This is a genomic window from Micromonospora sp. NPDC049102 (assembly GCF_043197485.1).
In the GTDB taxonomy this organism is placed as follows: Bacteria; Actinomycetota; Actinomycetes; order Mycobacteriales; family Micromonosporaceae; genus Micromonospora.
In genome coordinates this window covers 158,379-182,345 of the sequence record NZ_JBICTE010000001.1, presented here as the reverse complement: position 1 = coordinate 182,345, position 23,967 = coordinate 158,379, and the positions used below count along the sequence as shown (strand labels likewise).

Below are 23,967 nucleotides of genomic sequence, written 5' to 3'. Positions count from 1 at the left end.
CCTGATGGGGGGCCGGGTTTTCTGGTTCCGGCGACGGCGCCGCCGTCGCGCGCGGGGGCCGGCGCAGACCGGCCCCCGCACGGACGTCACTTCAGGCCGAAGGCCCGCATGACGGTCTGGGTGACGCCACCGCCGTTGCGCTGCTGCGCGGTGACGCGGATCGACACGTACCCGGCCTGGCCCGGCGCGTTCAGGGCCGCCGTCCAGGTGCCCTTGCGCTCCTTGAGGCTCTGCCGCTGCCAGGTGCGCCCGTCGTCGTACGAGACCTCCAGAGCGAGCGAGGAGACCCCGTCCTTCGCGGCGGTGCTGCCCACCACCACCGGGGTGATGGTGAGGTCGCTCCTGCGCGGTGCGCGGCCCGCCAGGTCCACGTCGGTGCCGTAGTCCAACTGGACCAGCGGCATCGCCTGCACCTCGGTGACGGCACCGGAGAAGAACGTCCAGTCGGTACGCGTGCTCGAGGAGTACGGGCTGTACTCGGGCTTGGTCTCCGTCTCGACGACCAGCCGGTACGGCGACGTCTGCGCCGGCAGGTCACCGGCGAACAGCTCCGGCCAGTTCTCGAACTGCACGAGTTGTCTGTCGCCCTGGTAGAACGAGATCCGTTGCAGCATGGCCGCGCCGCCGCTGTGCGCGGCACCCGCGTCACCGAATCCCTGGATGTAGGCGCTCATCCCGAAGTCGCTGCGGAACGGGATGTCGTACGTCAGCAGGCGCGGTCGTGTGATGGGCCCGAACCAGCGGTCCTTCTGGACGCTGCCCGGCCGGTAGGCGATCTCGTCGGTGTTCGACCGTCCCCAGTTGACGACGTCCGCGAACTGCTTCCACCGGACACCGTCGCCGGCCGAGACCCAGTCGGTACGCGGCCCCGGGGCCACCGGCTGGAAGCGGAAACCGCGGGCGGCCGCCCACTCGTACGGCGGGAGGTCGGTCCGCGTCTCGGCAGCCTGTTGCCCGGGCGGCGGGGCGAACACGAGGTCGATCCGGGCGAGGTGCTTCGGGTCCGTCCTGGGCGACGGATCCTCGGGTACCCCGCCGCGGTGGTAGTCGACCAGGTCGTACAGGTATCTCGACGACGGATGGGCGGTGACCGTGAGGCGTACCCCCTTGCGGCCGGCGGCGGTGATCCTGCTGATCAGGTCTTCGCCCGCACCCGCGATCAGCGACGCGACCGGGAGCGGTCCGTTCGTCGTACCGTCGGAGTTTCCGTACCACTCGCTGGCGCGGCCCTCGCGGTCGTTGACGACCAGGAGCAGCGCCGCGCCGGCGGCGGTTGCCGCCTTCACCCGCTCCGACGGGGGTACGGCGTCGTCCCGCCGGACGACGACGGCCCTGCCACGGGCCGACACCCCGGTGTAGTCAGCCGTCGAGCCGGTGCCGGCGAAGACGGCGTCGAGGCGCGTGGTGCCGTCGGTCAGCGGGTGGGCGCCCGGCTGTGCGAGGGGGTCACCGATGCGACGGCCCTCGTGGCTGATCTCCAGCGGTGTCTGCTCCGCCCGGATGCGGGTCGTGAAGACGAAGCTGCCCTGTCGCACCGTGCCCCTGGTCGGCAGTGCCCAGAGGCTGTCGTAGGTGGCGCCGGGCCAGAACGTCTCGTGCAGGGCGCTCGTGTCGCTGGGCGTCGGCTCGCGAGAGGTGAACGAGCGGTAGACGTCGATGCGACTGTTGGTGATGGCGGTCGGCTGGGGTGTCGCCACCTTCACCTCACGTGCCTTCGAGGCGTCGAGGTCGACGACCCGGTCGGCCGTCAGCTCCACCTCGGGCACGGTCAGCAGCGCGAGGCCGAGCGAACGGTCGCCGTGCAGACCCTTGACGTCGACGGCGCCGACGACCGTGTAGGAGCCGGGCGTCCAGCGGCTGATCAGCTGTCCGTCCGGTACCCACATGAAGGTCGAGACGCCGTCGGCACCGACGACCTCGACCTCACCACTCATGGGCCGGCCGGCGCGGTCCTTCAGTCGGATCGTGAGGTCGTACTTCTTGGACTCCACCGCGATCCCGACGGCCGTGTGCACGACACCGGCGGCGTGGCGGGCGGTGACCCGGGCCGAGTACCGGCCGGGGGCGAGGCCCTTCGGGTCCACCACCACGTCCACCGTCGAGGTGCCCTGTGCCGGCACCGTCAGCCGGGTGGCGCCCGCCGTGAAGGTCGTGGCGGGGGCGTCCGTGCCGTCGACGGAGAGCGCCAACGTGACGGCGCTGCTCGTGGTGTTGGTGTAGGTGATCTTCCGGGTGATGCGCTGCGGCTGCGTACGCGGCGACCACCGGACGAGACCCGCGTCGACCGATCCGGTCGCGATGATCTGGTCCTGGTGGTAGGCGGCGGCGACGTTCAACCGGCCAGTGCCGGCCCGGTAGGCGCTGTAGTCGGGCGTGGGCACAGTGGTGCTCATGAGGGCGTCCTTGATCTGCCCGGCGCTCCAGGTCGGGTGCTTCTGTGCCAGCAGGGCGGCGGCGCCGGCGACGTGCGGCGCCGCCATGGAGGTGCCGCTGTCCAGCCGGTAGAAGCCCTCGCCCCACTCGATGTGCTGCGAGCGTGCCGCCAGCACGTCCACCCCCGGGGCGGTCAGGTCGGGTTTGAGGCCGTCGTCGATCATCCGGGGTCCGGCGCTGGAGAAGTCGGCCAGGTGGTCGGTGGCGTCCACCGCGCCGATGGTCAGCGCGGCGTCCGCGGTCCCCGGCGCTCCCAGGGTGTACGGGTCCGGGCCGCCGTTGCCGGCGGCGACGACGAAGAGAGCACCGGTCTCGGCGCTCAGTTGGTTGACGGACTGGCTCAGCGGATCATCCTGGCTGTGCCAGGTGCTGACGCCGAGGCTCATGTTGATCACCTTGGCGTGTTCGGTCCGCGCCGCCCATTCCATGCCGGCGATGATCCCCGAGGTCGATCCGCTCCCGAACTCGTCGAGGACCTTGCCGATGACCAGGTCGGCGCCGGGGGCGACCCCCCGCTCCCGGCCGTCGGAGGCGGCACCCGTCCCGGCGACCGTGGACGCGGTGTGGGTGCCGTGCCCGTTGCGGTCGATGACGTCCTGGCCGGGGATGAAGCTGCGGGACGCCACGACCTGGTCCGCGAGGTCGGGGTGGGTCGTGTCCACTCCGGTGTCCAGCACGGCCACCCGTACGCCGCTGCCCGTTCCACCGGCGGCCCAGGCGGCCGGTGCGCCGACCTGCGCGGTGGTGTCGGCGAGGGCCGCCTTCGCCCTGCTGTCGAGCCACACCTTGTCGACGCCGGCGGCGAAGGAGGGCGTCGCGGCGTCGGCCGAGCGGGTCGTGGACGCCGCTGTGTCGGAACGTCCGGCGGTGAGGGCCGACCAGAAGTCGGCAGCCTGCGGGCGGTGGGCACGGATCGCCTGGCCACGGACCGACGGCAGGTCCAGGGTGGTCTCCGCGCCCGGCAGGTCGGTGCGGGTCCGGAGCGTCGCCGAGTCCGTGGCGCGGGTGACGATCAGCGGGAGCGCGCTGGCCCGTGCGTCGTCGAAGCCCTGTGCGATGAGTTGCGTGACGTCGAAGAGTTGCTTGTCGAGGCGGCCGGTCGCCAGGTATGGCAACGCCTCGTCCGGATACACGTAGGTGTCGCCGCCCTCGGTGGCGACGCGTACGGAGCCGGTGGCGCCCGACGCGCGCGCGACGTCCACCGTGGGCGTGGCACCGTCGCGCCCGGGGGTCACGGTCACCCGGTCGCCGGTGATGAGGGTGACCGTCACGGGAGAGGCGTGGGCGTCAGCGGCCCGACCGGGTGGTGCCGGCGGTGCCGGGGCCGCCGGAGCGGCGTGGGCCGTCGTCGGGGTGACGAGAGCGGCGACGAGGGTGACGCCGACCGCTGCTGCCGCAGATCTTCGGGTGGGAGAGAACCGCACAGTGCCTCCTGAGGTGACCAGTTGCCGAATCTGATCACCTCAATGGATTCATGTAAAGATCATCGTCTTTACCGTGCGGTTGCGGGCACATTGCGCGGGCGGTCGGGCCCGGTCCCCGTGAATTTGGCGTGGACCGCCGTGCCGACGTTGCGCCCTTCGGCGAGGATGGGCGCATGTCTTCTTTCGGTAGGTGGTGGGGCCGGTTCAGCGCGGTCCTCGGTGCGGTTGTTCTCGCGGTCTTCGTGCCGGTCGCGGCCTGGGCGTCCACGGGCACCGGCGAGTTGGTGGTGGAGGCCGCGCGGCGGCGCTCCCGTGGTGGCGGCTTCGGTTTCCTCGGGCTGCTCTGCTGCCTCGTGGTGGTGGCGATCATCGTGTTCCTGGTGCTGCGACTGACGCGCAACCGCCGTGGCGGTCCGCCGCGCTGAGCGGCGGCGCCGTCCGGCGCAGGACCGCGTTCGACGGGTGACCGCCGCGCGGAACGGCCGGCGGGCTCAGCCCGCGAGGGCGCCGATGGCCTGGGACAGGAAGCGGGCGGTGGCCTCGGGGGTGCCGTCCCGCTTGACCCGGACGCGCTCGGCGGCGGTGACCAGCAGGGTGCGCACCTTGGCATGACCCTTCGGCGGTGGCTCCGGCGCCGGCCCGAGCTGGTCGGCCAGGCTGTCGCCGAGGGCGGCGGCGCGCCGCTGCGCCGGGTCGGTGATGCTGCCCTGGGCGTACCGGCGGACGGCGAGGCTGGGGTTGAGGCCGCGCTCGTGGCCGAGGACCGTGCCGGCCTCGCCGTTGGTGGTCAAGAAGTTGATCACGTCGGCCACCGTGTCCGGATGGCGGGTGCCCCGGAAACCGGCCCAGTACATCGACGCCCGCGGCCACTGGGCGCCCGCAGGACCGGGGAAGCCCACCACACCCAGCTCGGAGTCGGTGAGTCGTTGCAGCTCCGGCAGTTGGTGGGACCACGCGAAGGAGGCGGCCGTCAACCCGGTGACCACCGGTTGCCGGGACGGCTCCCCGCTGTCGGCCTGCTCGACCAGAGCCGCGCCCGGTGTGGCCCGCCCGGCGCGGGCGCGCTGCCACAGCTCGAACCAGGCGATCAGCTCGTCGGCGCCGAAGCCGAGCTCCCGCCCCCGGTAGAACTCGCCGCCCTGGGACCGGAGCCAGAGCCAGAGGGCGCGATAGTCGCCGGACGCGTCCATCGTGCCGGCCACCTGACCGTCGCTGGCCTCGGTGACCTGCTGTGCCCACGCGATGTAGTCCGCCCAGGACGTCCCGCTGCGCGGCTCGGGTACCCGCAGCTCGCGCAGCAGGTCGCGGTTGAAGACCACAGCCGCGAGTGTCTGCCCGGCGGCCACCCCTGTCGTCCGCCCGTCCACCGTGCCGTAGCGGATTAGACCCTCCGGGAAACCACGCAGGTCCAGTCGGTGATCGCCGATCGCATCGGTCAGATCCAGGACGATCTGACGCTGGGTGTACTCGGCCAACATCGAGTCGTCGAGCTGGATCAGGTCCGGAACGTTGCCACCGGCCGCCTGGGTGGCCAGCCGCTCGTAGTAGCCGTCGGCGCCCTGCCAGGTGACCCGGAAGGTGACCCCCGGGTTGCGCTCCGAGTACAGCCGGAGGGCCTTCTCCGTCAGCTCGGCCCGCTTCGCTCCGCCCCACCAGAAGACCGACAGCTCCACCGGCGCGTTCCCGGTCGAGGTGTCGGCGCCGTCGCTGCACCCGGCCAGCCCACCGGTGGCCAGCAGGGGAGCGCCGAGCAGCGCGCTGAGCACCCGGCGTCGGCCCGGGTCGGCGCCAAACCGGTCGAGCGTGGGACGAACAGCGGGCACGGGGTCTCCTGGCACCAACGGACGGGGGCCGGACCATTCACGCAGGCGGCGCACGAGGGTGTCAACGTCCGTCCGGTCACCCCGGTCGGATGGGTGGCCGCAACAGGCGCTGCCCGGTCACGTGGTGTACTAGGGCGCGTGGAACTTCTGCACTCGGGCAAGGTCCGGGATGTGTACGCCGACGGCGACGACCTGATCCTGGTCGCGTCGGACCGCATCTCGATCTACGACGTGGCGTTGCCGACGCCGATCCCGGACAAGGGCCGGCTCCTGACCGCGCTGTCGCTGTGGTGGTTCGAGCAACTGGCCGACCTGGTGCCGAACCACGTCATCTCGGCCACCGACGTGCCGGCCGAGTTCGCCGGCCGGGCGATCCGCTGCCAGCGACTCGACATGGTTCCCGTCGAGTGCGTCGCCCGCGGCTACCTCACCGGTGGCGGCCTGCGGGAGTACGAGCGCACCGGCGCGGTCTCCGGCGTATCGCTGCCCCGCGGGCTCGACGAGGCGTCGATCCTGCCCGAGCCGATCTTCACCCCGTCGAGCAAGGCGCCGGCCGGTGAGCACGACGAGCCGATCACCTACGCCGACGTGGTGGACAAGGTGGGCGAGGCGACCGCCGAACGGCTCCGGCAGATCACCATCGACATCTACCGGCGCGGCGCGGAGCTGGCCGCCGACCGGGGCATCCTGGTCGCCGACACCAAGATCGAGCTGGGCTGGGCGCCGGACGGAACCCTGGTACTCGCCGACGAGTTGCTGACGTCCGACTCGTCGCGCTTCTGGCCGGCCGAGTCGTACCAGCCGGGCCGCGTGCAGTTCTCCTACGACAAGCAGTACGTGCGGGACTGGGCCACCGGCGGCGGCTGGAACAAGCTGCCGCCCGCGCCGGACGTACCCGCCGAGGTCGTCGAGGCGACCCGCGCCCGCTACGTCGAGGTGTACGAGAAGCTCACCGGCAACCGCTGGGAGTGACCGCGCCGCCCCGGGGCCCTCAGTGGTTCCAGGCGTCGTTGCCGAACAACCTCGACCACAGGTTGTCGACCACGCCCGAGGTGCCCCAGACGGTGTCCCCGTCGCCGTCCGTTCCGGCTGGCGCGACCTGGGTGCCGCCTCCGTAGACCAGGTAGCCGGGTCCGGTCGGGGAACCGACCGCGTGGCGGGCGCCGCTGTGGATGCCGTAGCCCACGAAGTCGCGCTCCCACTTGGACAGGAACCCGGCGGCCACGTTGTCGAGCCCGTCGACGGTGGCCTGGACCAGGTCCTTCAGCACCCCGACGTCGCCGCTGCCCAGGTGGGTGCCGACGTCGAACGAGGCGGCGCCCGCGATGGCCGCCGCTCCGCCGGTGGCGACCGCCTCGGCCATCGTCTCGATCCCCTTCAGGAAACTGAGCGCCGAGGCGGCGAAGGAGGCTGCCGTGGCCTCGGCCGACGCCGCGGCGGGCGCTCCGACGACGGTCGCCGAGGCCGCCACGATGAAGGTGGCGAAGGCCAGCAGGATCGTGGATACCACCGCGTACGCCACGACGAGGCAGAGCAGGGCGGCGCCGACGCAGAGCATCGTGACGCCCACGGTGACCGTCAGCACCTGGGTGCCGACGACCTGGACGCCGTACGCGTTGATGTGCGCCCCGAACGCGTCGCGGTCCTTGCCGCTCCACTGGGCCGGGGTCAGGGTCGCGAGGGCGTCGTCGAGGTTGCCGTGGGCGGTGCCGAGCTGGTCGTACATGGCCAGCCAGTCGCCGCCCCTGCGCATGATCGCCTCGGGGTCGCACTGGTTGAAGTAGACGATCTGGGCGATCGGCCAGGCGGCGGGAATGACCGAGGCGGCCACGCTGATCTCCGCCATCGCGATCTTCGCGGCGGCCGCGGGGTAGCTGGGGTTTGCCATGTCGGTCTCCGACGGTCTCAGCGGGGGGCGATCGTGCTGGCGGCCTCCGCGGCCTCCCAGTTGTCCGCCGTGCGGGCCAACCGGGACCGGACCTCGGCGAGATGCTCGCGCTTGGTGCGCAGCTGCTCCTCGACGAACTCGATCGCGCCCACGTAGGCGACAGCGAGCTGTGGCACCACCGAGGTGAAGTTGCTGTGTTCGATGAGGCGGGCGGAGGCCAGCAGTTCGGCGCAGGCGTCGAGGGGCGGCCCGACCTGACGTTCGATCGTGTCGCCGAGCGCACGGATCGCCGGCGGATCAACCTCGATCATCGACTCTCCCCGTGTACGCGATCGATGTTCATGCTGCCGGAGCCCGGACAGCCTAACAGGATCATGGATGGGCGTGAGTGCCCGTCGCTGGTAGCCTGCGACCCATGCCAGCCGGACCGTCCGCGTCGACGCCCCCCGACAACTACGCGGCCCGGATGGCCCGCCGGCCGCGCTGGCAGCGGGTGGCGATACCAATCGTGCTGCTCCTGGCCCTCCTGGTACTGCCCGTCGGCCTCGGCCGCAATCTGATCGGCGCCGAGCGGGTGAGCATCCAGGTCGAGTCCTGTGACAACGGTGGTCCCAAGGGGACCCAGCGGTGCCGGGGCACCTGGAACATGTCCGACGGAAGGGTGGTCAGCGGCCCGGTGGGCGGCGGCTCGCTTCGCGCCGGCGAGCGGGTCGACGGCTGGGCCAACGGCGACCGGGCCACCGTCAGCCTGATGGCCTGGCTCATCGCCCCGCTGCTGGTGGGCTCGGCCCTGCTGGCCGCCATGGTGGCGCTCGCCGTCGTCTATCTGCGGGCGGCCGCGAAGCGGGTGCGGCGCAGCCACTGACCCGCTCCGGGCCGGCGACTGTCACACCCCCAGTTGGCGCCGCAGTCGTTCCAGCATGTCCGTGCTCTCCCGGAGCGGTCCGCTGACCATGTCGTTGAGCTGCGCCAGCTTCGCCTGAGCCGCCGCCGGATCGTGCACGAGCGTCGCCGGACCGGCCGGACCACCCACCTCACGCATCACCTCGCTGGTCGCCCGTGCCAGGTCGGCCCGCGCCTCGCGCAGGAGGCCGGCGACCAGTTCCGACAGCTCGGCGGCGGGCAGGCGCAGGGCCCGTGGGTCGATGTGGAGTTCCCGGGCCGGGTCGTCGGCGGTGCAGGTGACGCGGACCAACCCGTTCTCGCTCTCCGCATGACCGGTCAACCCGGTCAACCGGCCGCGCAGTTCCTCGCCGCGACCCAACTGCTCCCGCATCCGTGCGGCCAACTGCGCCATCACGTCCGGGTTCGGTGTGTCGCCGATCGGCCCGCTCATCGTGCCCCTCCCGCCGTCGTCGGTCTGACCGGCCGACGGTACCCACCGCGAACCGGAGCTGGGGGGCCGGACCATTGTGGAGGGCGGGTCAGCCCAGTTTCACGAAGACCCCGATGCCGACCACCAGCACGACAACGCTGACGGTGAGCAGCGAGACGAACGGGACCAGCACCGAGGACGTTCCCGCCGCGCTCGGCGACTCGACGAGGATCCGGTTCGGACGCTCGGGTTCGTACACCACGGTGACCGGCCCCGGCGCGGCCGACAGCGGGGTCTGTCGGAAGCGCCCCGGCGTCGCCGTCACCACGGAACCGTCGGTCGGCCGGTACCGCACCACCGGGTAGTAGGTGCGGGGACCGTTCCCCCGGATGACCGGACGCAGCTCCACCACCTCACCCGGCGTCCGTACGCCCCGGCGCAGCAGGCCGAGGTCGCGCCAGAACCGGACGAGGGCGTACGCCATCCCGGCCAGGCCAAGGCCGGCCAGGATCGTCAGCACCACCTGCGGCATCACTCACTCCTCCCAGTCGAGGGTGCGCTGGACGGCCTTGCGCCACTGACGCAACTCCCGCTCGCGCACCTCGGGGGTCATCGTCGATTCCCACTGCGCGTCGGAGCGCCACTGTGCGCGCAGGGTCGCGAGGTCGGGCCAGAAACCCACCGCCAGACCGGCGGCGTACGCGGCACCCAGGCAGGTGGTCTCGGTGATCCGGGAGCGGACCACCGGAACGTCGAGCACGTCGGCGAGGATCTGCATGAGCAGCGCGTTGGCGGTCATCCCGCCGTCCACCCGGAGCCGGCGCAGCGCCACGTCGGAGTCGGCGTCCATCGCGTCGACCACCTCGCGGGTCTGCCACGCCGACGCCTCCAACACGGCCCGGGCCAGGTGTCCCTTGGTGATGTAGCCGGTCAGGCCGGCGATCACCCCGCGCGCGTCGCTGCGCCAGTGCGGGGCGAAGAGACCGGAGAACGCCGGCACGACGTAGCAGCCGCCGTTGTCGTCCACGGTGCGGGCGAGGTCCTCCACCTCGGACGCCGAGGAGATCAGCCCGAGGTTGTCCCGCAGCCACTGCACGAGCGAACCGGTGACCGCGATGGCACCCTCCAGGGCGTACGCCGGTGGTTGGTCCTTGATCCGGTACGCGACGGTGGTGAGCAGGCCGTGCGTCGACGGGACCGGGCTGGCGCCGGTGTTGAGCAGCAGGAAGCTGCCGGTGCCGTAGGTGCACTTCGCCTCGCCCGGTTGGAAGCAGGTCTGGCCGAACAGGGCGGCCTGCTGATCGCCGAGCGCGCTGGCCACCGGCACGCCGGCCAGGACACCGGTGGCCGTGCCGTACACCTCGGCGGAGCAGCGGATCTCCGGCAGCATCGCGGCCGGCACGCCCAGCGCGTCCAGCAGTTCCGGGGCCCAGTCGAGGGTGGTCAGGTCCATCAGCAGGGTCCGGCTGGCGTTGGTCACGTCGGTGACGTGCCTGCCGGTGAGTTTCCAGATCAGCCAACTGTCCATTGTGCCGAACAGCACCTCGCCGCGCTCGGCGCGCTCGCGCAGACCGTCGACCTCGTCGAGCAGCCACCGCAGCTTCGGACCGGCGAAGTAGGTGGCCAGCGGAAGGCCCGTGCGGGCCCGGAAGCGCTCCTCGCCGTACGCCGAGGCCAGCTCGCGCAGCAGCGGCCCGGTGCGGGTGTCCTGCCAGACGATGGCGTTGGCCACCGGGCGGCCGGTGGCCCGGTCCCAGACGACAGTGGTCTCCCGCTGGTTGGTGATGCCCACCGCCGCGAGCCCGCTCGCGTCGATGCCGGCGGACCGCAGCGCCTCGGCCACCACCTGCTGCACGTTGTCCCAGATCTCCTCGGCGTCGTGCTCCACCCAACCGGGGCGGGGAAAGATCTGGCGGTGCTCGCGTTGGGCCGCGGCGACGATCTCCCCGGCGGAGTCGAAGACGATGCACCGCGAGGAGGTGGTGCCCTGGTCGATGGCGGCGACGTACTCGGGGGTCACGGCAGCACCGTACCCAAACCGGCGACGCGGAGCGACCGACGTCACGTCGGCCTTCGCTTCGCCTACGATGTGCGAACGTGCGCGACATCGCCGTTTTCAGTGGAACCGCCCATCCCGATCTGGCTGCCGAGATCTGCGCCCACCTGGGGGTGCCGCTGCATCCGGTGCGGGTCTCCCGGTTCGCCAACGACTGTCTCGAGGTGCAGTTGCAGGCCAACTGCCGCGAGCGGGACGTCTTCCTGATCCAGCCGCTGGTGCCACCGGTCCAGGAGAACCTGGTCGAGCTGCTACTGATGATCGACGCGGCGCGGGGCGCGTCCGCCGGCCGGATCACGGTGGTGCTGCCGCACTACGCGTACGCCCGCTCGGACAAGAAGGACGCGCCACGGATCTCGATCGGCGCCCGGCTCGTCGCCGACCTGCTGACCTCGGCGGGAGCGGACCGGGTACTCGCGCTGACCCTGCACTCGCCGCAGGTGCACGGCTTCTTCAGCGTCCCCGTCGACCACCTGCACGCGCTGCGGGAGCTGGCCACCCACTTCCGGCGGTACGACCTCAGCAACACCGTCGTGGTCTCGCCCGACCTGGGCAACGCCAAGGAGGCCGCCGCCTTCGCCCGGCTGCTCGGCACGCCCGTCGCGGCCGGTGCCAAGCAACGGTTCAGCGACGACCTGGTCAAGATCAGCGCGGTGATCGGTGAGGTCGCCGACCGGGACGTGATCGTGTTGGACGACGAGATCGCCAAGGGCAGCACGGTGATCGAGCTGATGGAGCACCTGCGCGACCTCAAGGTCCGCTCGATCCGGTTGGCCTGCACGCACGGCCTGTTCTCGGGCGACGCCTTGCGTCGGCTCAGCGACCAGAACGGGGTGTTGGAGATCGTCTGCACCAACAGCGTCCCCATCGCCGCCGAGAAGCGGGTGGAGAAGCTCCAGGTCCTCTCGGTGGCTCCGGCGCTGGCCGAGGCGATGCGCCGGATTCACAACGGAGAGTCGGTCTCCGCCCTCTTCGGCTGACCTCAACGTCCCCCCGCCCTCGCCGATCTTGCACTTTGCGTTGCCCAAATGTCGTCTTGAGACCGCTTTGTCGCCACCGAAAGTGCAAGATCGACGCGACGGGGTGGGGTGGGGTTAGGGGGTGGGGAGGGTGGCGGTTATGCGGACCGTGGTGCCGGCGGAGCTGGTGGCGATCTCCATGGCGGCGGTCAGTTCGCGGGCCAGCCAGAGACCCCACCCTCCGGCGGTGTCCGGGGCGGGGCGGCTCCGGTCGCCGAGCCGCTGCGGGGTGATGCCGTGCCCGTGGTCCGCCACCTCGCAGAGCAGCTCACCGGGCTCCTGCCAGAGCCGCAGCCACCCGCGTCCACCGCCGTGCCGCACGGCGTTGGTGATCAGCTCGTTGACGGCGAGCACGAAGTCGTCCAGTCGTTGGCCGTCGAGACCGCAGGCGTGCGCGCAGGAGGTGACCGAGTGACGAATCTCGGTCACCTGGGCCTGGTTGAAGGCCTCGGCGATCAGGAGGGCGGGTTCGATGGGCACAACCGTACGCGGTGCGTGCGGATCTGCATTCGTCATGGCCCTGTCCCGGGTGCGGATCTCGGAGTATTTCGCGGCTTTTCAACCGTACGTCAGCGTTTCTCGCACCGCACGTCGTGGCCCCCGCGTGGCTGACCCGGCTGTGGCATCCTGACCGCCATGCCGTCCCCGCCAGGTGGTTTCGAGGTGCCGCTCTGGCGGGCGCTCACCGTGTTCCGGCTGGCCTCCCTCGGGTACGTCTGCGCGCTCGCCGTGCGCGACGTCGACAGGTACGACCATCCGATCGCCGTCGGCGCCCTGGTACTGCTGATGATCATCTGGACCGGAGTGACAGCCGTCGCGTACGCCCGGCCGGCCTGGCGTCGCTGGCCGCTGCTGCTGGTCGACCTCGGCGTGGTGATCGCCATCGTGCTGTCCAGCCCGTGGGTGGTGGGACGGCAGGCGCTCGGACACGGCGTACCCACTCTCGGGGTGGCCTGGATGGCCGGCCCGGTGCTGGCCTGGGCCGTCTCCGGAGGCCGGCGGCGCGGCACGGTGGCCGCGCTGCTGGTGGCCGGCGCGGACCTGGCCACCCGGGAGCGGATCGGCCAGTCCTCCTTCACCGGGGTGATCCTGCTGCTGCTCGCCGGGCTGGTGGTCGGGCACGTCGCCCGGCTCGCCGCGACCGCCGAGGAACGCCTGCAACACGCGGTGGAGCTGGAGGCTGCCACCCGGGAGCGGGAGCGGTTGGCACGCGACATCCACGACTCGGTCCTCCAGGTGCTGGCGCTGGTGCAGCGGCGCGGTGCGCACCTGCCCGGTGAGGCCGGCGAGTTGGCCCGGCTCGCCGGTGAACAGGAGGCCGCACTGCGCGCCCTGATCGCCGACGCCACCCCGGCCGCGCTGACCGGGACGGACGCGGTGGACCTGCGTGGCCTGCTCGGCCGGTACGCGTCGGCGGCGGTGTCGCTGTCCGCGCCGGCGACCCCGGTGACCCTGCCCCGGCAGGTGGCTGGCGAGTTGGCGGCCGCCACCGGGGCGGCTCTGGACAATGTGGGCCACCACGCCGGAGGGCGGGCCTGGGTGCTGATCGAGGACGAGGGGGAGACCGTGACCGTGTCGATCCGTGACGAGGGGCCGGGCATCCCGGAGGGCAGGTTGGCCGAGGCCGCCGCGCAGGGGCGGCTCGGCGTGACCCAGTCGATCCGCGGTCGGGTGTCCGACCTGGGCGGGACGGTCCGGATCATGTCGAGCCCCGACGCCGGCACCGAGATCGAGCTGACCGTGCCGAGGACGCAGCGGTGACCGCCGTGCGGGTGATGGTGGTCGACGACCATCCGATGTGGCGCGAGGGCGTGTCCCGGGATCTGGCCGAGGCTGGCTTCCTGGTGGTGGCTACCAGCGGCGAGGGGCGGCAGGCGATCCGTGTCGCCGCCGCCGTTCGACCCGACGTGGTCGTACTCGACCTGCAACTACCGGACATCTCCGGGGTCGAGGTGGTCGTCGGGCTGCGTTCCGTCCTGCCCGACGTGCGGGTGCTGATGCTCAGTGCCAGTGGCGAGGAGCAGAGCGTGCTCGACGCGGTCAAGGCGGGCGCCACCGGCTACCTGGTGAAGTCGACGGCGCCCGGTGAGTTCCTCGACGCGGTACGCCGCACCGCCGCCGGCGCTCCCGTCTTCACGCCCGGTCTGGCGGGACTGGTGCTGGGGGAGTACCGCCGGTTGGCCGCCGGGCCGGACGCGGGCATGGCCGACGACGGTGAGCCGGGGACGCCCCGACTCACCGGTCGGGAGACGGAGGTGCTGCGCCTGGTGGCCAAGGGGATGTCGTACAAGCAGATCGCCGAGCGGCTCGGCCTGTCCCACCGTACGGTGCAGAACCACGTGCAGAACACGCTCGGCAAGCTGCACCTGCACAACCGAGTCGAGTTGACCCGCTACGCCATCGAGCGTGGCCTGGACGACTAGGGCGTGTGTCAAAGCCCTTGGCCGGCCTGCGGCGGGTCAAGGGCCTTGACACACGCCCAAGACTCAGACCGAGCGCGGCGGCTCGGTCTCGTGGATGGCCAGCTCCTCCGCGGTAGCCCCGCCACCCGCCGAACCGGCGTCGTACGCCACGGAATCGGTCTCCTGGTCGGTGTGTGCCCCCTCGTCCGGTTCCACCAGCCGGCCCACCGTCGCGTCGGCGACGGTGCCGAGCTGACCGTGGTCGTAGAGGGAGACCGGCGAGTTGGGATCCGAGGTCGGCCCCGGGTCCATCACGTCGGCGTCGAGCTGGGCCTCCGCCGCGGCGGCCTCGTTCTCCGCCTCGAAGGCGATCTTCGGGTCGACCGGGCCGGCGAGCGGGTCGTCCACCGGACGCTCGTACACCTCCCGACCGAGCTTGTAGTCCAACGACTCCCCGTCCAGTTGCTCCTCGGCGGTCGTCCCGAAGCGGTCCACCGCCACCGGGGTCCGGTCGCCGGGCAACTGGGCCGGGTCCGGGCCGTCCGCCTCGCGCCCGGTGAGCACGTCGTCGTTGGCGGTGGAGTCGTCATCGGCGGTGTCGGGCAGGCCCTGCGCCTCGGTGTCGGACACGGGGGTCGGGTACTCGTTGTCGCGCATGTCTGATCACTACCCGCTGCCCTCCCGCCGTAACCGGAGCACGGCCGGTCATCAGCGGTCGGGGCGGGACCGACGGTTCATCGCCACCATCGTGCCGACGGCGGTGCCGGCGGCGGCGAGACCGAACGCTGCCGTCATCCGCACCAACTGACGTCGTCGACCGTGCCAGCCACCGTCGTGGCTGGCCTGACCGTCGGCGTGGAACACGTTGCCGGTGCTGTCCAGTCGGACGCCCGGGCCGAACTGGGCGCGGGGGGCGTACCAGCCGAGGGTCCGCTCGACCAGCGCCGGGGCCAAGCGCCACTGCAGGCCGAGCAGCCGGGCGGCCCCACCCGCGTACGCCTCGCGGCGTGGTCGGCGCAGCAACCGCACGATCGTCTCGGCGACCACCTCCGGCGGGTAGATCGGCGGGGGCGGCACCAACTCCCGGCCGGTGTGGTTGGCCGCGTGCCGGAAGAACGGGGTGTCGATGGTGGCCGGCAGCACGGTGCAGACGGAGATCTGCCCCCGGCCGGTGACCCGCAGCTCCTGCCGGACGGTGTCGGCCAGGCCGCGGATGCCGTGTTTGGCGGCGTTGTACGCCGACTGATACGGCATCGCCACCTCGGCCAGCACCGACGCGTTGTTGACCAGCACGCCCCCACCGGCCGCTTCGAGGTGCGGCAGCGCGGCCTTGATGCCGTGCACGGTGCCCAGCAGGTTGACCTCCAGGACGCGCCGGAACTCGGCGACGGGGATCTCGTCGAACAGACCCACCGCGCTCACCGCGGCGTTGTTCACCCAGGCGTCGACGCGGCCGAATTCGACCACCGCCCGCTCGGCCAGGTGCTGGACCGACTCGAGGTCGGTCACGTCGGTCGGTACGGCCAACGCCCGGCCGCCCAGTTGTCGGCAGCGCTGCGCGACCTGTCCCAGCGCCTGCTCGCTGCGGGCGGCGAGGACCACGGCCGCGCCACGGCGGGCCAGCGCGTACGCGGTTGCCGTGCCGATCCCGCTGGACGCGCCGGTGATCACCACGGTCGAGTCGTCGAGGCTCCGGGTCAGCGGCATTCACCAGCGGTACCCCGGGTCGGGCCTGGTCATTCCCACCGGCCGTCGACGATCCGAATCGGGGCTGCTGTGATTGCCGTGGCGCAAGTGTCGGTGGCACTCGCGGTGACTGTTACCGATCTGCCGGGTTTCGGCTCGGGTCCCGCAGGTTAATGGGACGCTCTGACCGGGACCGCCGAGGAAAAGATCGCAGGGAGGTGACCCATGCGCGTCGGCCTCGTCTGCGCGCACAGCAGTTCGTACCGGCACGCCGACGGCCCGCCGGTCGGCACCCGACAACACATTGCACGGGTCGCCGCCGAGTTGGCCGGCAGAGGCCATGATGTCCGGATCTACGAGCGCCGGGACGATCCGGCCCTGCCGGCGACGGCGGACGTCGACGGCTACCGGGTGCACCGGGTGCCCGTCGGCTCTCCGACCGCCCTGCCCACGGCCGGGCTCGTACCGCACGTCACCGAGTTCGGCCGCTGGTTGACCGACGAGTGGGGCGGCGCCTGGCGTCCCGAGGTGGTGCACGGGCACTACTGGATCGGTGGCCTGGCCGCCGCGCACGCCGTCCGGGAGACCGACATCCCGGTCGTGCAGACCTTCCACTCCCTCGGCGTGGAGCAACTCCGTCACCTCGGCGGCGGGTACGACGGCCCGGGTGAGCGCATCCCGCTGGAACGGGCGCTGACCAGGGCGGTGGACATCGCCGTCGCCCAGTCCAACGACGAGGTGGACGAGCTGACCCGGATGGGTCTGCAACGGACCTCCGTGGCGATGGTGCCGGCCGGCGTGGACATCGCGCAGTTCCATCCGGACGGCGAGGCGGCCCCGCGCGAACAGCGGGCCCGGATCCTCTCCGTCGGCGGACTGTCCCCGGGGCACGGCCAGGACGACCTGATCCGGGCGATGCGACTGGTCGGCGACGCCGAACTGGTGATCGCCGGTGGTCCACCGGCCGACCAACTGTCCCACCACGCGGAGTCGCGCCGCCTGCGCGAGCTGGCCGAGCGCGCCGGGGTAGCCGAGCAGGTACGCCTGGTCGGGGCGGTGCCGCACGACCAGATGGCGACCTGGTACCGCTCGGCCGACGTGGTGGCCTGCACCCCGCACTACTCCTCCGCCGGGCGGGTCTCCCTCGAGGCGATGGCCTGCGGGGTGCCGGTCGTCGGCTACGCGATGGGTGGCCTGGCGGACGCCGTCGTCGACGAGGTCACCGGCCGCCTGGTGCCACCCGGCGACGTCCGGACCCTCGGCCTGTCGCTGCGCCGGCTGCTCGCCGACAACGCCGGCCGGTTCGCCTACGGGCACGCCGCAGTGGACCGGGTCCGCAGCAGCTACACCTGGGAACGGACCGCCGGTGCACTGGAACGCCTCTACGAGCGGGTGGTGAGCCGCCGCAAGCCCGTCGAGGCCTGAGACGACACGGCCCACGCCACGCCCGCACGGTGTGGCGTGGGCTGCTCGCTCACCGGCGTGGTGGGCTTCTCGCTCAGACGGGCCGGCCCACGCCGGCCATGGCCCGGTCGCGGCGGTGCGCCTTCGAGCGGTGCTGCTGCGGCTGGGCGTACCGGGTCAGACCGATCACGGCCGCCAGGGTGACCAGGAAGCCGACGGCGGCCAGCCACTCCCGCCCCGGCCAGATCTTGTCGTTGAGCAGCAGCAGGCCGACGATCGCGGCGGGCACCGCCCCGGCCGCGTCCATGGCGGCGACGGCAGCGGTCGTCGAGCCGCGCTGCATGGCCAGGCCGAGCAGCAGTTGGCCGACGATCGAGTGGGCGACCAGCAGGTAGAACAGCGGGTCGGCGAGGAACGCCTCGGCCGACGGCGCGGAGGCCAGGGGGCGTGCCGCGACGGCGGCCGAGGAGAACGCCAACCCGGCCAGCGAGCCCAGCGCCACCGAGCCGGGCGCGCCGTGCAGCCGGACGGCGAAGACGCCGAGCACCGCGATGACACCGAGCGCCACCAGCAGGGCCACCGAGCCGGCGGTGCCGAGCTGCTTCGACGGCGCCGGCCGGGCGGCCAGCACCAACGCGGTGATCCCGGCGAAGAGCAGGGCCAGCAGGGCCACCTCCGCCATCGGCAACCGCCACTTCAGCACCAGTACGCCGATGATGGCGGTCACCCCGAGCCCGGCCGCCACGCTCGCCTGCACCAGGAACAACGGCAGATCGCGCCGGGCCAGGAAGGCGAGCACGAAACCGCCGATCTGACAGGTCAGCCCGACCAGGTACGTCCGGTGCCCGGCCAGTCTCAGCAGCAGACCCGGATCGAAGGTGTGGTGCACGGTGGTGCGGGCCGCGGCCACCGACTGGAGCAGGTTGGCGAAGCCGTACGCGACGATCATCGCCGCGAGGAAGCACCAGCCGGAGGAGACCACCTGGCGAGGATAGAGGTTGTCGTGAGTCAGCGCTCGGCTGGTCGATCCAGGCGGGCGAGGATGTCGGCGTGCAGCACACCGTTGGTGGCCACCACGCTGCTCTCGGTGCCGGGCTCGCCCGTCGGCGCGGGTCGACCGCTCAGATCGGTGATCGTGCCACCCGCCTCGGTCACGATCGGCACCAGCGCCGCCACGTCCCACAGGGACAGCTCCGGCTCGACCATCACCTCCAGCGCGCCCTCGGCCAGCAGCACGTAGCCGTAGAAGTCGCCGTACGCCCGGCTGCGCCAGCCGGCCCGCAACAGGTCGAGCATCGCGTCGAGCCGGCCGGCGTCCTCCCACCCGGTCAACGACGAGTAGCAGACGCTCGCGTCGCCGACGTCGCGTACCGCGGACACGCCGATCCGCTCGCCAGCGTCGGGACCGGGACCGGCGTACGCGCCCGCGCCCGCGCTCGCCCACCAACGCCGCCCCAGCGCCGGCGCGGACACCACGCCGACCGCCGGACGGTCGCCGTCGTACAGCGCGATGAGGCTGGCCCACACCGGCACCCCACGGACGAAGTTCTTGGTCCCGTCGATCGGGTCGACGATCCACCGGCGACCACGCAGGTCGGTGGCCGGGTCCGCGCCGTACTCCTCACCGAGCAGTCCGTCGCCGGGCCGGTGCTCGGCCAGCAGCGCGCGGATCTCCCGCTCGACGGCGGTGTCCGCGTCGGAGACCGGTGTCAGGTCCGGCTTCGTGTCCACCCGCAGGTCGAGCGCCCGGAACCGGGCCGTGGCGATGGCGTCGGCGCGGTCGGCGAGCAGGTGGGCGAGGGCGAGGTCGTTGGCGTACCCGGTCATGCCGGCAACCTAGCCGACGCCCGCCGGCTCACTCGTCGGGCCCGCGCCGGTCGTCCTCGCCGGGGCCGCGCTGGTCGCTGTCGCCGCGCGCGTCGCCGTCGCCGGCCCGCGAGGCGAGCAACCGGCGGTACGACGCCAGCCGGCGCGGGTCGGCCTTGCCGGCGGCCACCCAGGCGTCCAGGGCGCAGTCGGTCTCGTCGGCCGTGTGCTGGCAGTTGGGCGGGCAGTCGACGGTGCCCTCGACCAGGTCGGGAAAGCCGTGCAGCAGGCTGTCGGCGGAGACGTGCGCCAGCCCGAAGCTGCGGATGCCCGGGGTGTCGATGATCCAGCCCGGGTCGGTGTCGACACCCGGCACCGGTGGCAGCCGCAGCGCCACGGCGCTGGTCGAGGTGTGCCGGCCACGGCCGATCGCGCTGACCACGCCGACGGCGCGCGCGGCCTCCGGGACGAGGCGGTTCACCAGCGTCGACTTGCCCACCCCGGAGTGCCCGACCAGTACCGAGACCTTGCCGCTCAGCAGTGCCCGGAGCGCGCCCAGGTCGGAGTCGGGCCGGTTGAGCACGTACGGCAGCTCCAGCTCCGTGTAGTAGCCCAGCACCTCCTGCGGCCCGGCCAGGTCGGCCTTGGTGAGGCAGAGCAGCGGCTCGACGTCGGCGTCGTACGCGGCCACCAGGCAGCGGTCGATGAACCCGGTACGCGGCGGCGGGTCGGCCAGCGCGCTGACGATCACCAACTGGTCGGCGTTCGCCACGACGACCCGCTCCAACCGGCCCTCGGCGGTGGTCTCGTCGTCGTCCGCCGTGCGACGCAGCACCGAGCGGCGCTCGGCGATCCGGACGATGCGGGCGAGAGCGCCCTGCGCGCCGGAGGTGTCCCCGACGAGGCTGACCCGGTCACCCACGACCACCGACTTGCGGCCCAGTTCCCGGGCCCGCATCGCGGTCACCGTCGGCAGCTCGGCCCCGGCCACGCCGCGTTCGGCGCCGGCCAGCACACACTGGTAGCGGCCCCGGTCGACGGCGATGACGAAGCCGTCGACCGCGTCACTGTGCTGGGGTCGGGTGCGCGTACGCGGACGCGACGACTTGCCGGGCCGGACCCGTACGTCGTCCTCGTCGTACTCCCGCCGTTTGGTCGCCAGGACCCGTCCCCTTCTCGCGTCAGCGCTCAGTGAGCGTCCGGGAACGGACGCTCACTTTCCGGTCACCATCGCTGACCATAGTGCCGGGAACTCGGGCATCGTCTTGGAGGTACACCCCACGTCGTCCACCTCGATGCCCGGAACGGCGAGCCCGGCCACCGCTGCGGCGTGCGCCATCCGGTGGTCCTGGTAGGTGCGGAAGACTCCGCCGCGCAGTGGGCGGGGCCGGATCTCCAACCCGTCCGGTGTCTCGGTGATGTCGGCACCGAGCCCGCCGAACTCCCGCGCCAGCGCGGCGAGCCGGTCGGTCTCGTGGCCGCGGATGTGCCCGACGCCGGTGAAGACCGACGGCGAGTCGGCAAGCATGGCCAGCGCGGTCAACACCAGGGTCAGCTCGCCGACGTCGGACAGGTCGGCGGTCACGCCGCGCACCACGCCGGTGCCCCGGACGGTGAGCCCGCCGGTGGAGAGGGTGACCTCGCCGCCCATCTGCTGCAGCAGCGTGCGGAGCCGGTCGACCGGCTGCGCGCTGCGGTGCGGCCAACCCTGCAGGGTCACCTCGCCGCCGGTGACCAGGGCGGCGGCGAAGAACGGCACGGCGCCGGAGAGGTCGGGCTCGATCTCCCAGCCGCGCCCGGTCAGCGGGCCGGGCTCGACGGTCCACACGTCGGGGGTGCTGTCGTCGACGGCGGCACCGGCAGCGCGCAGCATCTGCACGGTCATCCGTAGGTGTGGCGCGGACGGCACCGGCGGGCCGACGTGGCGCACCACGAGGCCCCTGTCGAAGCGGGGAGCGGCCAGCAGCAGACCGGAGACCAGCTGGCTGGACGCGGAGGCGTCGATCACCACCGCTCCGCCGGTGACCCGACCGGCGCCGAGCACGGTCAACGGCAGGCTGCCCGAGCCGGTGACGTCGATCCGGACGCCCAGTGAGCGCAGCGCGTCGACCAGCGGGCCGAGCGGGCGGGTGCGGACGTACGGGTCGCCGTCGAAGGTGACCTGCCCGTCGGTCAAGCCCGCCACCGGCGGCAGGAACCGCATCACGGTGCCGGCCAGCCCCACGTCCACGTGGGCGGGGCCGACCAGCGGGTGCGGCCGGACCAGCCAGCGCTCATCGTCACTGATCGAGACGTGCGCGCCCATCGCACGCAGACCTGCGGACATCAGCTCGGTGTCGCGGGCGCGCAGTGGCTCGGCCAGGGTCGACGGCCCGGCGGCCAGGGCGCTGAGCACCAGGGCGCGCGCGGTCATCGACTTGGAACCGGGTAGGCGCAGCGTCGCCGCCACCGGGTCGGATGCGGTCGGTGCGGTCCACGGCTGCGGCGGCCGGGTCGCGGTCAGATTCCCCACGGTTACATTCTGCCGTGCCGGCCGGTGGGAGGCATCGACCGGCGGTCGTACTCCCGGTTGGCGGGACAGCAGGCGGGGCCCCTGAGGGATAGCGTGGACGCATGTGCGGCAGGTACGCGACGACCCGTGACGCCGGTGAGCTGAGCGCCCTGTTCGAGTCGTCCGACGACACCGACGGGGTGATCCGGCCGGATCACAACGTCGCGCCCACCGATCCCGTTCCGCTGGTCCGGCTCACCCCCGAGGGGCACCGCAGTCTCTGCGTCGCCCGCTGGGGTTTCCTGCCGCACTGGTCCCGGTCCGCCGCCGGCGCGGCGCGCATGATCAACGCGCGGGCCGAGACGGTGGCCACCAGCCGGGCGTACGCCGGCGCGTTCGCCCGGCGTCGCTGCCTGGTTCCGGCCGACGGCTGGTACGAGTGGGTCCGTCAACCCGACGGCGGTCGGCAGGCGTACTTCATGACCCCGGCCGACGGCTCGGCGCTCGCCCTGGCCGGCATCTGGTCGGTCTGGGAGTCCGGCGCCGACAGTCGGCTCACCTTCAGCGTGCTGACCACCGCGGCTGTCGGCGAGCTGGCCGAGGTGCACGACCGGATGCCGGTGCTGCTGGAGCCCGAGCGGTGGTCGTCGTGGCTGACGCCGTGTGACGAGCCCGAGCGCCTGCTCACGTCCGCGTCGCCCGACCTCCTCGCCGGGTTGGAGATCCGCCCGGTCGGGCCGGCCGTGGGCGACGTCCGCAACGACGGCCCGGAGTTGACGGCCCGGGTGTCCGTCCCGTCGATGTCGTCCCCGCCGGAGCTGACCCTGTTCTGAGAATGAGAGGCATCGTCGGGAACCGATTTGCCAGGTTCTGATCGATTCGTCGCCTGGCCGTTCAGCCATGTTCTCGAAAGCCCCTTGTCCTCGTGTCCGAAAGTGCGATACAACACAGCGCCGGTAGTGGCTGTCGATTCGCACGGGGCGGACGACTTCACCGATCCTGCCGGTCCCACGGGGGAGGTGGGTGGAAATGACACGGGCGCGTATGCCCCGCCCGCACGAGGTGGCTGCGGCACGCAGAGATCCGCGGCTGCTACGGGCCTTACGAGAACGCCGACAGGACGACGCGTGGCGCACCAGAGGCACGTGCCAGAGCGTCGATCCGGAGACGTTCTTTCCGGCGCCGAACGAACCGGCGGACGCCGCCGTCGCTCTGTGCCGCAGTTGCGACGTACAGGGTTCCTGTCTGGCGTGGGCGCTGGAGGTGGGCGACTGCCACGGCGTGTGGGGCGCGACCACGCCTCGCGAGCGGCGGGCGATGCTCGTCGCGTGGCGCGGTGAGGTCGAGCCTGATCCGGACGCGGTCGACGACGCCGGCCCACCGGTGCGCGACCGCCTGCTCACACTGGTGCCGCTGAGCTGACCAACGCGGCGAACCGATCCCGGTGACCGGCCGGGCCGGCGCAGAATGGGCCGGTGCTGCCCAGCGACGACATCGACACCCCGCGCGGTCCGGCGCGGATCGACACCGACCTGCCGGTCGGGCCGCCGGACCGCGCGGCCATCGTCGCGCCAGCTCGTGCGCCGGCAGCCCTGCTGGTGCTCGGGCACGGGGCGGGCGGCACCGTGGACGCCCCCGACCTGCTCGCGGTACGGGACGCGGCGGTCACGGCCGGCCTCGTGGTGGTCCGGGTGACACAGCCCTACCGGGTCGCCGGCCGGCGTGCGCCGGCACCGGCCGGGCACCTCGACGAGGTGTGGACGGCGGTGCTGGCCGTGCTGCGCGAGCGGTACGCCGACGTACCCACGATCCTGGTCGGCGGTCGTTCCAGTGGCGCGCGGGTGGCCTGCCGGACGGCGGGCGCGGTCGGCGCGGCCGGCGTCGTCGCGCTGGCCTTTCCGTTGCACCCACCCGGCCGGCCGGAGCGTTCCCGGGCCGCCGAACTCGCCACCGGCCTGCCCACCCTTGTCGTCAACGGCGACCGGGACCCGTTCGGAATGCCGGCGTCCGGGCCGGACGTGCGGGTGGTGAGCCGTCCGGGGGAGACCCACGACCTGCGGCGGGATCCGGCCGGCACGGCCATCGTCGTACGGGAGTGGCTGCGCTCCCACGGTTGGACGGCCGACTGACCGGCGGACCGTTTCCGGTGCCGGGCGCGGGTCGTTGCAACCGGTGGCGCCGTCGGACCGATTCGGACAGGCGGTGCCAGTCCTCCCAGGC

The 23,967-nt window shown here is 72.5% G+C and carries 24 protein-coding genes; 10 read left to right on the top strand and 14 right to left on the bottom strand.

Going from position 1 to position 23,967, the window contains the following annotated elements:
* Nucleotides 1-86: 86 nt before the first annotated feature.
* Complete coding sequence (locus tag ACGFH9_RS00855; RefSeq protein ID WP_393213358.1) at nucleotides 87-3,857, bottom strand: S8 family serine peptidase; 3,771 nt, start codon at nucleotides 3,855-3,857, stop codon at nucleotides 87-89.
* A gap of 173 nt (nucleotides 3,858-4,030) precedes the next feature.
* Here ACGFH9_RS00855 and ACGFH9_RS00850 point away from each other — a divergent pair, with 173 nt between their 5' ends.
* Nucleotides 4,031-4,282: a hypothetical protein gene (locus ACGFH9_RS00850; protein WP_393213355.1), complete on the top strand. Its 252-nt coding sequence runs from the start codon at nucleotides 4,031-4,033 to the stop codon at nucleotides 4,280-4,282.
* 66 nt (nucleotides 4,283-4,348) lie between these two features.
* Here the strand turns inward: ACGFH9_RS00850 and ACGFH9_RS00845 are convergent, their stop codons facing one another.
* Complete coding sequence (locus tag ACGFH9_RS00845) at nucleotides 4,349-5,680, bottom strand: ABC transporter substrate-binding protein (RefSeq protein ID WP_393213352.1); 1,332 nt, start codon at nucleotides 5,678-5,680, stop codon at nucleotides 4,349-4,351.
* A gap of 138 nt (nucleotides 5,681-5,818) precedes the next feature.
* On the opposite strand from ACGFH9_RS00845, the gene ACGFH9_RS00840 reads away from it, so the two are divergent.
* Nucleotides 5,819-6,652 (top strand): phosphoribosylaminoimidazolesuccinocarboxamide synthase, encoded by an 834-nt coding sequence (locus ACGFH9_RS00840; protein ID WP_393213349.1) that lies wholly within the window; start codon nucleotides 5,819-5,821, stop codon nucleotides 6,650-6,652.
* A gap of 19 nt (nucleotides 6,653-6,671) precedes the next feature.
* Here the strand turns inward: ACGFH9_RS00840 and ACGFH9_RS00835 are convergent, their stop codons facing one another.
* A complete protein-coding gene (locus ACGFH9_RS00835; protein WP_393213346.1) occupies nucleotides 6,672-7,568 on the bottom strand; it encodes a hypothetical protein in 897 nt (298 codons plus the stop codon).
* 17 nt (nucleotides 7,569-7,585) lie between these two features.
* On the bottom strand, nucleotides 7,586-7,879 hold the full coding sequence (locus ACGFH9_RS00830) for a hypothetical protein (RefSeq protein WP_393213343.1): 294 nt from the start codon (nucleotides 7,877-7,879) through the stop codon (nucleotides 7,586-7,588).
* A gap of 104 nt (nucleotides 7,880-7,983) precedes the next feature.
* Between ACGFH9_RS00830 and ACGFH9_RS00825 the strand changes: the two genes are divergently transcribed.
* On the top strand, nucleotides 7,984-8,433 hold the full coding sequence (locus tag ACGFH9_RS00825) for a hypothetical protein (protein ID WP_393213340.1): 450 nt from the start codon (nucleotides 7,984-7,986) through the stop codon (nucleotides 8,431-8,433).
* Nucleotides 8,434-8,454: 21 nt separating this feature from the next.
* Here the strand turns inward: ACGFH9_RS00825 and ACGFH9_RS00820 are convergent, their stop codons facing one another.
* The 3 genes from ACGFH9_RS00820 to glpK all read right to left on the bottom strand — a co-directional run bounded on the left by ACGFH9_RS00820 (nucleotide 8,455) and on the right by glpK (nucleotide 10,903).
* Nucleotides 8,455-8,904 carry a YbaB/EbfC family nucleoid-associated protein gene (locus ACGFH9_RS00820; protein WP_393213337.1) on the bottom strand — a complete coding sequence of 150 codons (450 nt, stop codon included), beginning with the start codon at nucleotides 8,902-8,904 and terminating at the stop codon, nucleotides 8,455-8,457.
* Nucleotides 8,905-8,992: 88 nt separating this feature from the next.
* Nucleotides 8,993-9,415 carry a DUF3592 domain-containing protein gene (locus ACGFH9_RS00815; RefSeq protein WP_393213334.1) on the bottom strand — a complete coding sequence of 141 codons (423 nt, stop codon included), beginning with the start codon at nucleotides 9,413-9,415 and terminating at the stop codon, nucleotides 8,993-8,995.
* Nucleotides 9,416-9,418: 3 nt separating this feature from the next.
* The gene (gene glpK, locus ACGFH9_RS00810; protein ID WP_393213331.1) at nucleotides 9,419-10,903 is read right to left on the bottom strand and encodes a glycerol kinase GlpK; all 1,485 of its coding nucleotides are present in this window, start codon (nucleotides 10,901-10,903) and stop codon (nucleotides 9,419-9,421) included.
* A 77-nt stretch (nucleotides 10,904-10,980) separates the two neighbouring features.
* Between glpK and ACGFH9_RS00805 the strand changes: the two genes are divergently transcribed.
* Nucleotides 10,981-11,919, top strand: a complete 939-nt coding sequence (locus ACGFH9_RS00805; RefSeq protein WP_355237214.1) for a ribose-phosphate pyrophosphokinase — start codon at nucleotides 10,981-10,983, stop codon at nucleotides 11,917-11,919.
* Nucleotides 11,920-12,033: 114 nt separating this feature from the next.
* On the opposite strand, the gene ACGFH9_RS00800 is transcribed toward ACGFH9_RS00805, so the two are convergent.
* Nucleotides 12,034-12,474, bottom strand: a complete 441-nt coding sequence (locus tag ACGFH9_RS00800) for an ATP-binding protein (protein ID WP_393213327.1) — start codon at nucleotides 12,472-12,474, stop codon at nucleotides 12,034-12,036.
* Nucleotides 12,475-12,594: 120 nt separating this feature from the next.
* On the opposite strand from ACGFH9_RS00800, the gene macS reads away from it, so the two are divergent.
* Together macS and ACGFH9_RS00790 are read left to right on the top strand one after the other, a co-directional pair.
* Nucleotides 12,595-13,719 (top strand): MacS family sensor histidine kinase, encoded by a 1,125-nt coding sequence (gene macS, locus ACGFH9_RS00795; RefSeq protein ID WP_393213324.1) that lies wholly within the window; start codon nucleotides 12,595-12,597, stop codon nucleotides 13,717-13,719.
* 14 nt (nucleotides 13,720-13,733) lie between these two features.
* On the top strand, nucleotides 13,734-14,381 hold the full coding sequence (locus tag ACGFH9_RS00790) for a response regulator (RefSeq protein WP_393214199.1): 648 nt from the start codon (nucleotides 13,734-13,736) through the stop codon (nucleotides 14,379-14,381).
* A gap of 63 nt (nucleotides 14,382-14,444) precedes the next feature.
* Here the strand turns inward: ACGFH9_RS00790 and ACGFH9_RS00785 are convergent, their stop codons facing one another.
* Together ACGFH9_RS00785 and ACGFH9_RS00780 are read right to left on the bottom strand one after the other, a co-directional pair.
* Nucleotides 14,445-15,017: a DUF5709 domain-containing protein gene (locus ACGFH9_RS00785; protein WP_393213321.1), complete on the bottom strand. Its 573-nt coding sequence runs from the start codon at nucleotides 15,015-15,017 to the stop codon at nucleotides 14,445-14,447.
* Between the two features lie 51 nt (nucleotides 15,018-15,068).
* Nucleotides 15,069-16,067: an SDR family oxidoreductase gene (locus tag ACGFH9_RS00780; protein ID WP_393213318.1), complete on the bottom strand. Its 999-nt coding sequence runs from the start codon at nucleotides 16,065-16,067 to the stop codon at nucleotides 15,069-15,071.
* A 204-nt stretch (nucleotides 16,068-16,271) separates the two neighbouring features.
* Here ACGFH9_RS00780 and ACGFH9_RS00775 point away from each other — a divergent pair, with 204 nt between their 5' ends.
* Nucleotides 16,272-17,471: a glycosyltransferase gene (locus tag ACGFH9_RS00775; protein ID WP_393213315.1), complete on the top strand. Its 1,200-nt coding sequence runs from the start codon at nucleotides 16,272-16,274 to the stop codon at nucleotides 17,469-17,471.
* 73 nt (nucleotides 17,472-17,544) lie between these two features.
* Here the strand turns inward: ACGFH9_RS00775 and ACGFH9_RS00770 are convergent, their stop codons facing one another.
* The 4 genes from ACGFH9_RS00770 to aroA all read right to left on the bottom strand — a co-directional run bounded on the left by ACGFH9_RS00770 (nucleotide 17,545) and on the right by aroA (nucleotide 21,768).
* The gene (locus ACGFH9_RS00770) at nucleotides 17,545-18,399 is read right to left on the bottom strand and encodes a hypothetical protein (protein ID WP_393214196.1); all 855 of its coding nucleotides are present in this window, start codon (nucleotides 18,397-18,399) and stop codon (nucleotides 17,545-17,547) included.
* 59 nt (nucleotides 18,400-18,458) lie between these two features.
* On the bottom strand, nucleotides 18,459-19,277 hold the full coding sequence (hisN, locus tag ACGFH9_RS00765; protein ID WP_393213312.1) for a histidinol-phosphatase: 819 nt from the start codon (nucleotides 19,275-19,277) through the stop codon (nucleotides 18,459-18,461).
* 28 nt (nucleotides 19,278-19,305) lie between these two features.
* Nucleotides 19,306-20,214, bottom strand: a complete 909-nt coding sequence (gene rsgA, locus ACGFH9_RS00760; RefSeq protein WP_393214193.1) for a ribosome small subunit-dependent GTPase A — start codon at nucleotides 20,212-20,214, stop codon at nucleotides 19,306-19,308.
* Nucleotides 20,215-20,469: 255 nt separating this feature from the next.
* Nucleotides 20,470-21,768 carry a 3-phosphoshikimate 1-carboxyvinyltransferase gene (gene aroA, locus ACGFH9_RS00755; protein WP_393213309.1) on the bottom strand — a complete coding sequence of 433 codons (1,299 nt, stop codon included), beginning with the start codon at nucleotides 21,766-21,768 and terminating at the stop codon, nucleotides 20,470-20,472.
* A gap of 101 nt (nucleotides 21,769-21,869) precedes the next feature.
* On the opposite strand from aroA, the gene ACGFH9_RS00750 reads away from it, so the two are divergent.
* The 3 genes from ACGFH9_RS00750 (at nucleotide 21,870) to ACGFH9_RS00740 (ending at nucleotide 23,876) form a co-directional block, all read left to right on the top strand.
* Nucleotides 21,870-22,580: an SOS response-associated peptidase gene (locus tag ACGFH9_RS00750; RefSeq protein WP_393213306.1), complete on the top strand. Its 711-nt coding sequence runs from the start codon at nucleotides 21,870-21,872 to the stop codon at nucleotides 22,578-22,580.
* 196 nt (nucleotides 22,581-22,776) lie between these two features.
* Nucleotides 22,777-23,169: a WhiB family transcriptional regulator gene (locus ACGFH9_RS00745; RefSeq protein WP_355237240.1), complete on the top strand. Its 393-nt coding sequence runs from the start codon at nucleotides 22,777-22,779 to the stop codon at nucleotides 23,167-23,169.
* A 53-nt stretch (nucleotides 23,170-23,222) separates the two neighbouring features.
* A complete protein-coding gene (locus tag ACGFH9_RS00740) occupies nucleotides 23,223-23,876 on the top strand; it encodes an alpha/beta family hydrolase (RefSeq protein WP_393213302.1) in 654 nt (217 codons plus the stop codon).
* The last annotated feature ends 91 nt before the right edge of the window (nucleotides 23,877-23,967 follow it).

Coding starts and splice junctions, on each gene's coding strand:
- macS (WP_393213324.1), top strand. CDS start 12,595: ATGCCGTCCCCGCCAGGTGGTTTCGAGGTGCCGCTCTGGCGGGCGCTC.
- ACGFH9_RS00750 (WP_393213306.1), top strand. CDS start 21,870: ATGTGCGGCAGGTACGCGACGACCCGTGACGCCGGTGAGCTGAGCGCC.
- ACGFH9_RS00790 (WP_393214199.1), top strand. CDS start 13,734: ATGGTGGTCGACGACCATCCGATGTGGCGCGAGGGCGTGTCCCGGGAT.
- ACGFH9_RS00775 (WP_393213315.1), top strand. CDS start 16,272: ATGCGCGTCGGCCTCGTCTGCGCGCACAGCAGTTCGTACCGGCACGCC.
- ACGFH9_RS00835 (WP_393213346.1), bottom strand. CDS start 7,568: ATGGCAAACCCCAGCTACCCCGCGGCCGCCGCGAAGATCGCGATGGCG.
- ACGFH9_RS00770 (WP_393214196.1), bottom strand. CDS start 18,399: ATGATCGTCGCGTACGGCTTCGCCAACCTGCTCCAGTCGGTGGCCGCG.
- ACGFH9_RS00745 (WP_355237240.1), top strand. CDS start 22,777: ATGACACGGGCGCGTATGCCCCGCCCGCACGAGGTGGCTGCGGCACGC.
- rsgA (WP_393214193.1), bottom strand. CDS start 20,214: ATGCGGGCCCGGGAACTGGGCCGCAAGTCGGTGGTCGTGGGTGACCGG.
- ACGFH9_RS00830 (WP_393213343.1), bottom strand. CDS start 7,879: ATGATCGAGGTTGATCCGCCGGCGATCCGTGCGCTCGGCGACACGATC.
- ACGFH9_RS00785 (WP_393213321.1), bottom strand. CDS start 15,017: ATGCGCGACAACGAGTACCCGACCCCCGTGTCCGACACCGAGGCGCAG.
- hisN (WP_393213312.1), bottom strand. CDS start 19,277: ATGACCGGGTACGCCAACGACCTCGCCCTCGCCCACCTGCTCGCCGAC.
- ACGFH9_RS00815 (WP_393213334.1), bottom strand. CDS start 9,415: ATGCCGCAGGTGGTGCTGACGATCCTGGCCGGCCTTGGCCTGGCCGGG.
- ACGFH9_RS00800 (WP_393213327.1), bottom strand. CDS start 12,474: ATGACGAATGCAGATCCGCACGCACCGCGTACGGTTGTGCCCATCGAA.
- ACGFH9_RS00820 (WP_393213337.1), bottom strand. CDS start 8,904: ATGAGCGGGCCGATCGGCGACACACCGAACCCGGACGTGATGGCGCAG.
- ACGFH9_RS00780 (WP_393213318.1), bottom strand. CDS start 16,067: ATGCCGCTGACCCGGAGCCTCGACGACTCGACCGTGGTGATCACCGGC.
- ACGFH9_RS00850 (WP_393213355.1), top strand. CDS start 4,031: ATGTCTTCTTTCGGTAGGTGGTGGGGCCGGTTCAGCGCGGTCCTCGGT.
- ACGFH9_RS00825 (WP_393213340.1), top strand. CDS start 7,984: ATGCCAGCCGGACCGTCCGCGTCGACGCCCCCCGACAACTACGCGGCC.